A 12,057-nucleotide genomic window follows, 5' to 3' on the forward strand; every position below is an offset into this window, starting at 1 on the left:
CTGGTTCGTCAGGTCTGGCTTGCAGAACGGGTTACGCCGCCCGTCGCACCGTCGGATGCAGCCCGGCACCACTTTCTTTTTCTTCGCCGGGGGTGCATCCGGGGCCGGTTCCGGCGACGAATAGCTGGTGAGACGAGTGGAGGCGGACCGGACCAGGAGAGTGGGGCGGAGGCTGTGGGCGTTACAGTCGGGCATGCCCCAGGGAAGGCGACCCGCCCGGTGACAGCGGTGGGAACAGCAGGACACGAACCCGAACCACCCCCCGACGAGTTGGCCGCGCGCTTCCGGGCGGGCGACGAGACCGCGCTGCGGGAGGCGTACGACCGGTTCGGCCGCGCCGTGCTCCACCTGGCGACCAGCACGTTGGCCAACCGCAGCGACGCGGAGGACGTGACCCAGGCGACGTTCGTCGCCGCCTGGCTGGGGCGGGAGACCTTCGACCCGGCCAAGGGCTCGTTGATCGGGTGGCTGCTCGGCATCGGCCGGCGCAAGGTGATCGACCGGCTGCGCGCCTCGGCCCGGGAGGCTCGGGTGGTGGAGACGGTGCGGCAGCTACCCGAACCGGTCGGCACCGGCGGGGACCCGGACACGGTGGTCGACCGGTTGGTGGTCGCCGACGAACTGGCCCGGCTCCCCGACGATCAGCGACGGATGCTGGAGCTGGCCTTCTACGACGACCTGACACACCAACAGATCGCGACGGTGACCGGGGTGCCGCTGGGCACGGTCAAGAGCCACATCAGGCGGGGCATGGCGAGCTTGAAACGCAGATGGGAGGTGGACGGTGCAGCACCTGGACCACGACCGGCTGATATTTCTGGCGCTCGGTGAGAGCGAGGCGGACCACGGCGAGACCGACCACCTCGGCGGCTGCGTGACCTGCCGGCACGAGCTGGAGTCGCTGCGGCACGTCGCCGGGCTGGGCGCGGGCACCCAGGGCCTGCACACCCTGCCCGACCCGCCGGCCCATCTCTGGGCGGGCATCCTTGCCGAACTCGACGCCGTCGCGCAGGTGCCGGCGCTGGCCGAGGCGCACCGGCAGGATCTCGTGCAGGGCCCGACGCCGGCACGTCAGGCGACCGACGACGGCATCGGCCCGACCACCCGGCATCCGGCCGGAGCGACGGGCGACCGGCAGCCGCCTGCGGCGAGCGGTGACCGGCAGCCGTCAGGGGCGACCGGCGACCGGCAGCCGGCGGCCGTGACCGGTGGCCGGCCGGAGTCCCGGCGGCGGTCGTCGTCCCCCGGCGGGGGGTGTGCCACCCGACCGGCGGGCCGGGCCCGGCATTGGCCGCGTTGGGCGACCACCGTCGTCTCGGCTACCGCCGCCGCCGCGATCGCGGTGCTCGGCACCGTCCTCGTCCTCGGCGACCGGGGGACGACGCCCCGGCAGGACGTGCTGGCCAGCGCGCCGCTGGCCGCGTACGGCAGCACGCCGGCCGACGCCCGGGGCGACGCCCGGGTCTTCGCCGACGGACGACTGCACCTGCACGTCGCGAATCTCCCGGACGTTACGGGGTACTACGAGGTCTGGCTGATCAATCCGACGACCATGGAGATGTTCTCGGTGGGTGTGCTGCGGGGCAGCTCCGGCGACGCCCTGCTGCCCCTGCCCCCGAATGTTGATCTTCAGGCATACTCGGTGGTCGACGTCTCCGCCGAGCAGTACGACAACCAGCCCGCCCACTCCGGCGACAGCCTGCTGAGGGGCACCCTGACGGGCTGATCGGCGGGCCGGCTCAGCTCCCCGGCCCGCCGATCAGCTCCCATCGACGCATCCGCGCGGACCCGCCCGGCCGGGCGGATACGACGGAGCCGCCGCCCGGCGGACCGGACGGCGGCTCGGTGCGGGACCCGCGACGGGTCACTTGCGCTTGCGGATCTCCTCGGCGGCCTGCGGGACGACCTTGAACAGGTCACCCACCACGCCGTAGTCGGCCAGCTCGAAGATCGGTGCCTCGCCGTCCTTGTTCACGGCGACGATCGTCTTCGAGGTCTGCATGCCGGCCCGGTGCTGGATCGCGCCGGAGATGCCCAGCGCGACGTAGAGCTGCGGGGAGACGGTCTTGCCGGTCTGCCCGACCTGGAACTGGTGCGGGTAGTAGCCGGAGTCGACCGCCGCGCGGGACGCCCCGACCGCGCCGCCGAGCAGGTCGGCCAGCTCCTCAACCAGCTTGAAGTTGTCGGCGTTGCCGACCCCGCGCCCACCGGAGACGACGATGCCGGCCTCGGTCAGCTCCGGGCGGGAGCCCTTCTGCTCGGCGACCCGCTCGACGACCTTCGCCAGTTTGTCGGTGTCGGTGACCGACACGGTGAGCTGCTCGACGGTCGGGGTGGCCGCCGCCGGGGCCGGGGTGACCGAGTTCGGCCGTACGGTGACCAGCGGCAGGCCCTTGGTGACCTTGGACTTGACGATGGTGGAGCCGGCAAAGGCGACCTGGGTGGCGGTGCCGTCGGCGTCGAGGCCGACCACGTCGGTCAGGATGCCGTTGTCCAGCTTGACGGCCAGCCGGGCGGCGATCTCCTTGCCCTCCTGGGCCGAGGCCAGCAGGACGGCGGCCGGCTGCACCCGGTTGACCAGTTCGGCCAGCACGGTGGCCTTGGGGGCCACCAGGTGACCGTCGATCTCCTCGCTCTCGGCGGCGTAGATCTTCTCCGCGCCGTACTCGCCGAGCTTGGCGGCCAGCGCCTCGGCGGCACCGGGGCCGCCGAGCACCACGGCGCTCGGGGTGCCCAGCCCACGGGCCAGGGTGAGCATTTCCAGGGTGACCTTCTTGACGCCGAACTCCCTGGTGGCTTCGACGACGACGAGTACCTCAGCCATGTTCAGACCCCTCAGACGAACTTCTCGGTGGCGAGGAACTCGACCAGCTGGACGCCGCCGGAGCCCTCGTCGGTGATCTTCGCGCCGCCGGAGCGCGGTGGACGCTTGGTGTGCTCGACGACGGCGCTGGTCGCGCCCTCGAAACCCACCTCGGTGGGCGCGACGCCCAGGTCGGCCAGGGAGAGCGTCTTCACCGGCTTCTTCTTGGCGGCCATGATGCCCTTGAAGGAGGGGTAGCGCGGCTCGTTGATGGTGTCCCAGACCGAGACGACGGCCGGGGTCGAGGCGGTGACCACCTCGTAGCCCTCCTCGGTCTGCCGCTCCACGGTCAGCGTCGCGCCGTCCACGGTGAGCTTGCGGGCACCGGTCAGCGCGGCGACCCCCAGCCGTTCGGCGAGCATGTGCGGCATGACCTGCACCCGGCCGTCGGTCGACTCGGCGCCGCAGATCACCAGGTCGGCACCCAGCTGCCCGAGGGCGGCGGCGAGCACCTTCGAGGTGGCCACGGCGCAGGACCCGTGCAGGGCGTCGTCGAGGACGTGCACGGCGGCGTCCGGGCCCATGGAGAGCGCCTTGCGGATCGACTCGGTGGCCCGGTCCGGCCCCATGGTCAGGACGGTGACCTCGCCGCCGTGCGCTTCCTTGATCTTCAGCGCCTCCTCGATGGCGTACTCGTCCATCTCGTTGATCACGTTGTTCGCCGAACCGCGGTCGACGGTGTTGTCGTCAGCACGCAGGTTGCGGTCCGCGCCCGAATCAGGCACCTGCTTGACGAGTACGACGATGTTCATCGCGATTCGACAACCCTCCTGTTGGTGGTGTGCGATCTGCTCGCCCGGTTAAGGGCGGAGCTTTGCGCGTCGTTGACACCCGGTCAACCGCGGGCCGCTGTGCAGTTGCCCACGAACGCAATGTTACCTGCCAGTAGGTTAACCCTCTCCACCACCCACGGTGACACAGCTCACCGCGTACCGGCCGGGCCCCGCAGCGGCGTCAGGCCGGACCGGCGGGGTCGGCCAGGGCGGCCCCGATCCGGGCGATCGCGTCCTGCTCGGCCGGGGTCACCCCCCGGTGCGCGCGGGCCACCTGCTCCGCGGCGGCCAGCACCAGCTCGCGGTACGCCGACACGTCGGCCGGGGACTTCTCCCGCAGGATGTCCACCGCCCGCGCCAGCGCCGGCAGCACCACCGACTCGACGTCCAGGGCCGAGTCCCGGGGCAGCCGGGGCAGCCCACCGGCGCTGAGCGCCTCCTTCACCAGCCCGCTGGCCCCGGCGAACGCCCCGGACGCGGCGAAACTCTCCCGGATCATCGCGAACACCCCCGGGTCGGCGTTCGACACCAGGAAGACCGCGCCGAACGCGCCCGTCTTGAGGACCTGCTGCTCGTCGTCCGTCAGCCGCTGCTCCATGATCACGGAGTGTAGACGTACGGGGTGGTCGTGGTGACCGGGACGAAGCCGAGTCGCTCCAGGATGGGCCGGCTGTCCTCCGACGCGTCCACCTGCAACAACACCTTGCCGCGCTGATCGGCCAGCCGGGCCCGGTAGACCACCAGCGCCCGGTAGACGCCCCGGCGTCGCCACTGCGCCAGCGTCGAACCGCCCCACAGGCTGGCGAAGCCGGTGCCGTTGAGATAGCGCACCCAGCCGGCGCTGACCACCGTCTCCCCCGCCTCGGCCACCACCACGGTGATCGACCGCGGGTCCGCCTCGATCTCCCGCAGCAGGCCGGTGACCAGGTGCGAACGGTCCTCGCCCCAGACCTCCTGCTCCATCGCGGCGATCCGCTCCAGGTCGTCGAGGCCGGTGACCTCGCGTAGCCGTACCCCCTCGGGGAGCACCGGCACGGCGGCGGCCAGCGGCGCGACCGGGCCGATCACGACGGTCTCCCGCTCCTGCGGGACGAAGCCGGCGGCGCGCAGCCGGTCCGGCAGGTCGGCGGGCTCGTCGTGGCTGTTGTGCTTCCACTCCACCGACTCGCCGCGCTGCCGGAACAGGTCGACCTGGCGGGCGATCAGCGCGTCCAACTCCGGCCCGGCCAGCCCGTCCAGCGTGCGGTAGGTGAGGAAACCGCCGTGGTCCAGGCCCAGGATGCGCACCAGCGGCCCGTCGCGTTCGACGGTCACGCCGGCCGGGACCGGGTCGGGGATCTCCGGCCGGAGCTGCCGGTCGTAGCTGTCGCGCAGGGTGGAGGCATCAAGATCGGTCATCGGTCCAGGCTATGCCGGTGGCAAAGCGGATAATCGGCGTCGTGTGGCAGGCGATCAGACGGTGGTTCGACCCGTCGGACCTCGACTCCGTGGGCACCACCCCCGACTACCGCTTCTCCCTGGCCAACGAACGGACCTTCCTGGCCTGGCTGCGCACCGGGCTGGCGCTGATCGCCGGCGGGCTGGCCGCCGCCCAGTTCCTGCCGCCGCTGCCGCTGCGGCACCTGCGGGAGGCGATCGCGGTGACGCTGCTGCTGCTCGGCGGCACCGTCGCCGTCCGCGCGGTGGACCACTGGTCGCGCACCGAACGGGCCATCCGGCTCGGGCGACGCCTGCCGGCCTCCCGGTTCCCGGCCGTGCTCGCCCTGATCGTGGCGGTGGGCGCGCTGCTGCTGGTGGTGGCCGTCCTGGCCCGTGGGGTGAGCGGCAGGTGACCGGACTCCCGGCGGACGACGTCGGCGGACGCGACCCCGGCCTGCAACCCGAGCGCACCCGGCTGGCCTGGCGACGCACCGGGCTGGCGTACACGGTGGTGGCGGTGCTGGCGGTCCGGCTGGCGCTCACCGGTGACGTCGGCGGGGCGCTGCTCGCCGGGGCCGTCGTGCTGGCCTGGTGGGCGACGCTGGTGGTGGGCTGGGGCCGGGCCACCGGTCGCCGGCGGTCCCGCCTCGACGCGCGGGCCGTACCACTGGTGGCCCTCGGCACGGCCGGCCTGGCGCTGCTGTGCGTGTCGCTCGTGCTGCGCGGGGTGTGGTGACGCGCGCGGCTGCGCCATGATGGGTGCATGGCCCGGCTCTATGTGCTGTTGTTCCTGCTCCAGGTGGTGCTCGCCGCCTGCGCGCTGATCAGTTGCCTCTCCGCCGAGGACGGGACGGTCCGCGGGCTGCCCCGGTTCGCCTGGGTGGTGGTCATCCTGTTCCTCCCGTTGGTCGGCTCGATCGCCTGGTTCCTCGCCGGCCGCCCGGTCGCCGAGGGTGACCGCCGCCGGGGCTGGCCGTCGGCCGGTCGACGGCCCGTCGCGCCCGACGACGATCCCGAGTTCCTCAAGTCGATCGACGAGCGCGTCCGCCGCGACGACAACGCCCTCTTCCAGCGGTGGGAGGAGGACCTGCGTGGCCGGGAGGACGACCCGCGCCGCCGCGACGGCGGCCCGTCCCCCGACGACACCGCGCCCCCGGCCGGCCCGGCGTCCGCCGACCGCACGCCGCCGCGGAAGGACGCCGCTCCCCGGGAGGGTGAGCGGCCCCGCGACGGCGAGCGGCCCGAACTCTGACGGCGGCCGGGGTCACACCCGCCGGCGCAGTCCCCGCACCGCGAGCGGGGCGAAGACGGCGGCGATGACCGCCGCCCACAGCAGCGACTGGAGCACCGGCGTGGCCACCGGCCCGCCGACCAGCAGGCCCCGCAGCGCGTTCGCCAGGATCGTCACCGGGTTCACCTCGACCCAGTGTTGCAGCCAGGACGGCATGGTCTCGGTCGGCACGAAGGCGTTACTGGTGAAGCTCAGCGGGAAGATCACCGTGAAGCCGAAGATCTGCACCTTGTCCGGCTCGCTGACCAGCACCCCGACCAGCACCGACATCCAGGCGGCGGCGAGCGAGAAGACCAGCAGCAGAACGAACGCGCCGAGCAGGCCGAACACCCCGTTGCCGAGCCGGAAGCCGAGGATCATCCCGACGCCGAGCAGCAGGGTCAACGACCACGCCTGCTTGACCGTGTCGGCGACGATCCGGCCGGCGAGCGGGGACCAGCGGGCCACCGGCAGCGACCGGAGCCTGTCGAACACCCCCTTGGTCAGATCCTGGTTGAGGCCGAAGCCGGTGGTCATCGTGGCGAAGAAGGCGTTCTGCACGATGATGCCCGGCAACGCGAAGGTCAGGTACTCCCCCGGGCTGCCGGAGATCGCCCCGCCGAAGACGTACGTGAACAGCAGCACGAACATCACCGGTTGGATGCTCAGGTCGAGCAGCTCCATCGGGTTGTGCTTGATCTGCACCAGGCTGCGCCAGGCCAGCGTGCCGGTGTGCCGCAGCCCGGCGGTCGGGCCGAGCCGGCGGGCCGGCGTGGCGGGGGCCGCCGGGGCGGAGACGGTCGCGGCGGTCATGCCGGGCTCCCTTCCAGGGCCGGACTGGTCTCGTCCTCGGCCCGGTGGCCGGTGAGGGAGAGGAACACCTCGTCGAGGCTGGACCCGCGCAGGGCCAGCTCGCCGACCTGCACCCCGGCGTCGTCGAGCCGGCGGACCACGGCGGGCAGCGCGTCCGGACCGTTGACCGGCGCGCTGACCGTGGTCTGGGTGACCTCCGGGTCGACGCCGGTCACCGCGCCGACGACGGCGAGCACGGTGGGCAGGTCGGCGGCCTCGACCGGCCGGACGGTCAGCACCTGGCCGCCGGTCTTGGCCTTCAGCTCCTCCGGGGTGCCCTGGGCGATCACCCGCCCGTGGTCGACCACGGCGATCTCGTCGGCCAACTGGTCGGCCTCCTCCAGGTACTGCGTGGTCAGCAGCACGGTCACCCCCTCGGCGACCAGACCCCGGACGATGTCCCACAGGTCGTTACGGCTGCGCGGGTCGAGGCCGGTGGTCGGCTCGTCGAGGAAGAGCACCTGCGGCCGACCGACCAGGCTGGCCGCCAGGTCGAGCCGGCGGCGCATGCCCCCCGAGTAGGTCTTGGCGGCCCGGCCGGCGGCGTCGGTGAGCTGGAACCCGGCCAGCAGCTCGGCCGCCCGGTCCCGGGCGCCCCGCCGGGACAGGCCCAGCAGCCGGCCGATGAGCAGCAGGTTCTCGGTGCCGGTCAGGTTCTCGTCGACCGAGGCGTACTGGCCGGTGAGGCCGATCAGCTGGCGGACCCGGTGGGCGTCGCGGCGGACGTCGTACCCGCCGACGGTGGCGTGCCCCTCGTCGGCGGCGAGCAGGGTGGCGAGCACCCGTACCGCGGTGGTCTTGCCGGCGCCGTTGGGGCCGAGCAGACCGAAGACCGTGCCGGCCGGGACCGCCAGGTCGACCCCGGCCAGGGCGGTGGTGTCGCCGAACCGGCGCACCAGCCCCTCGGCGCGGATGGCGTGTGTCATCAGAACTCCCGTCGTTATCGCTGGATCGTCCAACGATGAGCGAGGGGTCTGACGTTACGTGCGTCGCCGCTGACATTCCGCCGATTTATCCGCCCGGCAGAACCCGACCGCCGCCGGGTCCGGCGGCGGTCGCGGGCCGCCTGGTCAGGCCAGGTTGGACGAGCGCGGGTACGCGTCGGCCGGGTCGGTGAGCACGTTGACCAGGTACGGCACCCCGGCGTCGAACGCCCGCCCCAGGGCCGGGCCGAGGTCGGCGGCCTTCGCCACCGTCTCCCCGGCGCCGCCGAGCGCCTCGACCACCCGGTCGTAGCGCAGCTCGGGCTGGAGGTCGGCGGCGACGTCGTAGCCGTACATGGCCCGCATCGGGTGCTTCTCCAGGCCCCAGATGCCGTTGTTGCCGACCACGATCACCACCGGCAGCCGCTGCCGGACCAGCGACTCGACGTCCATCAGCGAGAAGCCGGCCGCGCCGTCGCCCATCAGCACGCAGATCTGCCGGTCGGGGTGGCTGACCCGGGCCCCCATCGCGTAGCCCATCCCGGTGCCCAGACAGCCGTACGGGCCGGGGTCGAGCCAGGTGCCGGGCTGCGACGGCTCCAGGTAGCGCCCCGCATACGAGACGAAGTCGCCGCCGTCGCCGATGGTGATCGCGTCCGGGGCCAGGGCCCGGCGCAGCTCGCCGTAGACCCGGGCGGGGCGGATCGGGTCGGTGTCGGCGGCCATCTCGGCGGCGTCGCGGGCCCGTGCCGCGTCCTCGGCGGTGCGCAGCCGCTCGATCCAGTCGGCGTGGTCGGCCCGGTCGCCGGTGTGGTCGGCGAACGCGGACAGGATCAGCCGCAGGTCACCGGCGGGGCTGGCGGCCGGCTGGACGTGCCCGGCCCGCTGGGTGGGGGCGTCGACGACGTGCACCACCGCCGCGTCGCCGAAGTCGCCGAAGCTGAGCCGGAAGTCCAGCGGGGTGCCGACGACGACCACCACGTCCGCGTCGCCGAGCGCGACCCGGCGGGCCTTGGCGAAGGCGAGCGGGTGTTCCGGCGGGAGCGCGCCGCGTCCCATGCCGTTGGTGAAGACCGGCACCTGCAACGCCTCGGCGGCCTCGCGGAGCGCGGCGACGGCGTCCCCGGCGTACACGTCGGAACCGGCGATGATCACCGGGCGGGCGGCGGCGGCGATCAACCGGGCCGCCTTCGTCACCTCGTCCGGGTCGGGTTCGACCGGCGCGACGGGCGACGGGGCGGGCAGGTCGGCGTCGCCGACGGAGAAGATCGCCTCCAGCGGGAAGTCGAGGAAGACCGGGCCCCGGTGCGGGGTGAGCGCGGTGGTCAGCGCGGCGCAGACCGCGCGGGGGATGTCGTCGGCGGTGAACACCGTCTCGGCGTGCTTGGTGACCGGGGCGACCAGCGGCAGGTGGTCCATCTCCTGGAGGCTGCCGGAACCCCAGCGGAACTGCGGGGCTCGCCCGCCCAGCACCAGCACCGGCGAGGCGTTGAAGAAGGCGCTGGTCAGGCCGGAGATGCCGTTGGTGACGCCGGGGCCGGCGGTGAGCACGGCGAGGCCGGGACGGCGCTGGAGCTTGGCCACCGCCTCGGCGGCGAAGACGGCCGACTGCTCGTGCCGGACGTCGTAGAGCGGGAAGCTGGCGGTGTGGGCGGCGTCGTAGAGCGGGAAGACGTGCCCGCCGGAGAGGGTGAACATCTCCCGTACGCCGTACGCCCGCAGTGCCGCCAGCGCCAGCGCCCCGCCGTGACCCTCGACCCGTTCCGTCATCGCCGCTCCCCTCGTCCGCTGACCGGAGTCACACGCTACTGGCCGGTAGGCGGGATGTGAACAGTTCTCGGCACGGTGCCGGCGACGGGACGGTGGCCCGCCCCGGGGCCCACGGATCGCGGTCCCGGGGCGGGGGCGCGGGTCAGCGGCCGGTGAAGTCGGGCTTGCGCTTCTCGACGAACGCGGCCATCCCCTCACGCCGGTCGTCGGTGGCGAAGAGTCCGGCGAAGAGCTGGCTCTCCCAGGCCAGCCCGGAGCCGAGGTCCATGTCCAGCCCGGCGTCGACCGCCAGCTTCGCCGCCCGCAACGCCTGCACCGGCCCGGTCAGGTACGGGCGCACCAGCGCGACGGCGGTGTCGTAGACCTCGGCCGCCGGGGCGACCCGGTCGGCCAGCCCGATCCGCAGCGCCTCCGCCGCGTCCACCATCCGGCCCGACATGATCAGATCCTTCGCGCGGGCCGGGCCGACCAGCCGGGCCAGCCGCTGGGTGCCGCCCGCACCGGGGATGACGCCGAGCTTGATCTCCGGCTGGCCGAGCTTGGCGTCCTCGGCCACGACCCGCCAGTCGCAGGCCAGCGCCAGCTCGCAGCCGCCGCCGAGGGCGTACCCGGTGATCGCGGCGACCACCGGCTTGGGGATCCGGGCGAGCGCGCCGACGGCGCTGGACAGGTCGGCGGCCCGCTCCGCCATGTCCACGTAGGACATGTCGGCCATCTCCTTGATGTCCGCGCCGGCAGCGAAGACCTTCTCCCCGCCGTACACGATGACGGCGCGGACGGCCGGGTCGGCGGCGGCGGCCGTGGCGGCGGCCCGCAGCTCCTCCTGGACCTGCTTGTTGAGCGCGTTCATCGGTGGCCGCTCCAGCCGGATGGTGCCGATGCCGTCCCTGGTCTCCAGCCGCACGAACTCGCTCACGCTGCCCTCACTTCCTCGTCGAAGTCGCGTGCCAACCTTACGACCCGGGTCGTTGGGGTACGTAGTCTGGTGTTCGCCACCCGCGCTCGGGAGTCCAGCGATGATCACGTACTACGACGACCGGTCGGTGCAGGTCACCTCCACCGCCATCCGGGTCGACGGCCGGACCTTCCCGTTGGCCGAGATCGGCCTGGTCTGGCACCGCCGGGGCGACCGCTCCTGGCGGGTGCTGGCCGGACGGGGTGCGATCGGGGCGGCCCTGGCCGGCCCGCTGGTGGCCGCGGTGGTCGGCATCGCGGTGGCGGTCCGGCTGCACCGCTCCCCCACCGTCACGATCGCCATCGTCGGGGCGTCGGTGCTGGTCGGACTGGCCGTCGGGCCGGTCGCCGACTTCCTCTTCGACCGCCTGGACCGCTCCTGGGACCGGGGCAGCCGGCAGCGTGAGCTGTGGGTCCGCTGGCAGGGGCGGCCGGTGCTGCTGCTGAGCACCGGCGACGCGCTGCGCTTCGGCCGGATCTACCGGGCGGTGCAGCGGGCGATGGAACACCCCGCCCCGCCCCGCCGGCCCGGCGGGTCACCGGCGCGGGCGACGGGGCCGGGCACGCCCGGCCCGGACAGCAGGCGCTGACCGCCCCGACGCGGCAGGGTGCCGAGTCGTGGCTGAGTCGGGGCGCAGGGCGGGACCGTCGTGTGGACCGCCTGGCGCACGACCCGGCCCACGATCCGTCGGCCACACAGCGGCACCGGTCGCCTGCGAACGGTTAGGGTTAGTGATGACCCTCTATTACCGGGACGACACGGTGCAGGTGACCTCCGAGTCGATCCGGGCCGGCGGGCAGGTCGTACGGATCGCCGACGTCGCGTACGTCTGGCACGCACGCGGGGCCACCACGATGGCCGTCCGGTCCCGCATCCTCGGGCGCGGGATGCTGGTGCTGCTGCTCTCGCTGCCCCCGTTGATCGCGCTGATCTGTGTGGTCTCGCTGGTCTGGTCGGCGCAGGACCGGGGCGAGTGGAAACCGGCCCTGCTCGTGCTGGCCGCCTGCGGCGTCGGGGTGCTCGCCCTGCTGCCCTTCCTGGAGCTGCCGCTCGGCTGGCTGGACCGGTCCTACGAACGCGGCAACAAGGTCAACGAGCTGTGGGTGCAGCACCTGGGGCAGGAGGTGATGCTGCTGCGTACCCCGGACGCGCTGCGGTTCGGGCAGATCTACCGCGCCGTCCAGCGTGCCGTCGAGCAGCAGGGGGAACCCCGGTGACACCGGCGGTCCGCC

The 12,057-nt window shown here is 73.3% G+C and carries 14 protein-coding genes and 1 pseudogene; 7 read left to right on the forward strand and 8 right to left on the reverse strand.

The window, feature by feature from the left end; translation table 11 throughout:
• Nucleotides 1-228 precede the first annotated feature (228 nt).
• The gene (locus tag ACWCHM_RS21190) at nt 229-831 is read left to right on the forward strand and encodes an RNA polymerase sigma factor (RefSeq protein WP_281899975.1); all 603 of its coding nucleotides are present in this window, start codon (nt 229-231) and stop codon (nt 829-831) included.
• Entirely contained in the window at nt 785-1,726 is a 942-nt protein-coding gene (locus tag ACWCHM_RS21195) for an anti-sigma factor (protein WP_454219494.1), read from the forward strand. The genes ACWCHM_RS21190 and ACWCHM_RS21195 overlap by 47 nt, the downstream gene beginning before the upstream one ends.
• 138 nt (nt 1,727-1,864) lie before the next feature.
• On the opposite strand, the gene ACWCHM_RS21200 is transcribed toward ACWCHM_RS21195, so the two are convergent.
• The 4 genes from ACWCHM_RS21200 to ACWCHM_RS21215 all read right to left on the reverse strand — a co-directional run bounded on the left by ACWCHM_RS21200 (nt 1,865) and on the right by ACWCHM_RS21215 (nt 5,034).
• Nucleotides 1,865-2,824, reverse strand: coding sequence for an electron transfer flavoprotein subunit alpha/FixB family protein (locus ACWCHM_RS21200; RefSeq protein ID WP_204956761.1), 960 nt, complete (start codon nt 2,822-2,824; stop codon nt 1,865-1,867).
• Nucleotides 2,825-2,835: 11 nt separating this feature from the next.
• Nucleotides 2,836-3,615, reverse strand: a complete 780-nt coding sequence (locus ACWCHM_RS21205) for an electron transfer flavoprotein subunit beta/FixA family protein (protein WP_281899980.1) — start codon at nt 3,613-3,615, stop codon at nt 2,836-2,838.
• 202 nt (nt 3,616-3,817) lie between these two features.
• Complete coding sequence (locus ACWCHM_RS21210; RefSeq protein WP_281899981.1) at nt 3,818-4,240, reverse strand: hypothetical protein; 423 nt, start codon at nt 4,238-4,240, stop codon at nt 3,818-3,820.
• Nucleotides 4,237-5,034: a GNAT family N-acetyltransferase gene (locus tag ACWCHM_RS21215; RefSeq protein WP_454219496.1), complete on the reverse strand. Its 798-nt coding sequence runs from the start codon at nt 5,032-5,034 to the stop codon at nt 4,237-4,239. The genes ACWCHM_RS21210 and ACWCHM_RS21215 overlap by 4 nt, the downstream gene beginning before the upstream one ends.
• Nucleotides 5,035-5,045: 11 nt before the next feature.
• On the opposite strand from ACWCHM_RS21215, the gene ACWCHM_RS21220 reads away from it, so the two are divergent.
• From ACWCHM_RS21220 to ACWCHM_RS21230, 3 genes and pseudogenes are all read left to right on the forward strand, one after another.
• Entirely contained in the window at nt 5,046-5,468 is a 423-nt protein-coding gene (locus tag ACWCHM_RS21220) for a YidH family protein (protein WP_374760048.1), read from the forward strand.
• Entirely contained in the window at nt 5,465-5,791 is a 327-nt protein-coding gene (locus ACWCHM_RS21225) for a DUF202 domain-containing protein (protein WP_454219497.1), read from the forward strand. Before ACWCHM_RS21220 ends, ACWCHM_RS21225 begins: the two co-directional genes overlap by 4 nt.
• A gap of 27 nt (nt 5,792-5,818) precedes the next feature.
• Nucleotides 5,819-6,202: pseudogene (locus tag ACWCHM_RS21230) on the forward strand (PLD nuclease N-terminal domain-containing protein); the annotation flags it as partial.
• A 117-nt stretch (nt 6,203-6,319) separates the two neighbouring features.
• Here ACWCHM_RS21230 and ACWCHM_RS21235 read toward each other — a convergent pair.
• The 4 genes from ACWCHM_RS21235 to ACWCHM_RS21250 form a co-directional block, all read right to left on the reverse strand.
• On the reverse strand, nt 6,320-7,138 hold the full coding sequence (locus ACWCHM_RS21235) for an ABC transporter permease (RefSeq protein WP_204956754.1): 819 nt from the start codon (nt 7,136-7,138) through the stop codon (nt 6,320-6,322).
• Nucleotides 7,135-8,103 (reverse strand): ATP-binding cassette domain-containing protein, encoded by a 969-nt coding sequence (locus tag ACWCHM_RS21240; protein WP_454219499.1) that lies wholly within the window; start codon nt 8,101-8,103, stop codon nt 7,135-7,137. Before ACWCHM_RS21240 ends, ACWCHM_RS21235 begins: the two co-directional genes overlap by 4 nt.
• A gap of 144 nt (nt 8,104-8,247) precedes the next feature.
• A complete protein-coding gene (locus ACWCHM_RS21245) occupies nt 8,248-9,870 on the reverse strand; it encodes an acetolactate synthase (protein ID WP_454219500.1) in 1,623 nt (540 codons plus the stop codon).
• Between the two features lie 142 nt (nt 9,871-10,012).
• Nucleotides 10,013-10,786, reverse strand: a complete 774-nt coding sequence (locus tag ACWCHM_RS21250; protein WP_204956751.1) for an enoyl-CoA hydratase-related protein — start codon at nt 10,784-10,786, stop codon at nt 10,013-10,015.
• A 100-nt stretch (nt 10,787-10,886) separates the two neighbouring features.
• On the opposite strand from ACWCHM_RS21250, the gene ACWCHM_RS21255 reads away from it, so the two are divergent.
• Together ACWCHM_RS21255 and ACWCHM_RS21260 are read left to right on the forward strand one after the other, a co-directional pair.
• Nucleotides 10,887-11,414: a DUF6232 family protein gene (locus ACWCHM_RS21255; protein WP_454219501.1), complete on the forward strand. Its 528-nt coding sequence runs from the start codon at nt 10,887-10,889 to the stop codon at nt 11,412-11,414.
• Between the two features lie 145 nt (nt 11,415-11,559).
• Nucleotides 11,560-12,042: a DUF6232 family protein gene (locus ACWCHM_RS21260; protein ID WP_204956749.1), complete on the forward strand. Its 483-nt coding sequence runs from the start codon at nt 11,560-11,562 to the stop codon at nt 12,040-12,042.
• Nucleotides 12,043-12,057 lie beyond the last annotated feature (15 nt).

This window comes from Micromonospora sp. SCSIO 07396 (assembly GCF_053667945.1).

Bases quoted from the DNA above. Each gene is read 5' to 3' on its own strand.
- ACWCHM_RS21235 (WP_204956754.1), bottom strand. From the start codon at position 7,138: ATGACCGCCGCGACCGTCTCCGCCCCGGCGGCCCCCGCCACGCCGGCC.
- ACWCHM_RS21220 (WP_374760048.1), top strand. From the start codon at position 5,046: ATGCCGGTGGCAAAGCGGATAATCGGCGTCGTGTGGCAGGCGATCAGA.
- ACWCHM_RS21260 (WP_204956749.1), top strand. From the start codon at position 11,560: ATGACCCTCTATTACCGGGACGACACGGTGCAGGTGACCTCCGAGTCG.
- ACWCHM_RS21255 (WP_454219501.1), top strand. From the start codon at position 10,887: ATGATCACGTACTACGACGACCGGTCGGTGCAGGTCACCTCCACCGCC.
- ACWCHM_RS21245 (WP_454219500.1), bottom strand. From the start codon at position 9,870: ATGACGGAACGGGTCGAGGGTCACGGCGGGGCGCTGGCGCTGGCGGCA.
- ACWCHM_RS21205 (WP_281899980.1), bottom strand. From the start codon at position 3,615: ATGAACATCGTCGTACTCGTCAAGCAGGTGCCTGATTCGGGCGCGGAC.
- ACWCHM_RS21240 (WP_454219499.1), bottom strand. From the start codon at position 8,103: ATGACACACGCCATCCGCGCCGAGGGGCTGGTGCGCCGGTTCGGCGAC.
- ACWCHM_RS21215 (WP_454219496.1), bottom strand. From the start codon at position 5,034: ATGACCGATCTTGATGCCTCCACCCTGCGCGACAGCTACGACCGGCAG.
- ACWCHM_RS21200 (WP_204956761.1), bottom strand. From the start codon at position 2,824: ATGGCTGAGGTACTCGTCGTCGTCGAAGCCACCAGGGAGTTCGGCGTC.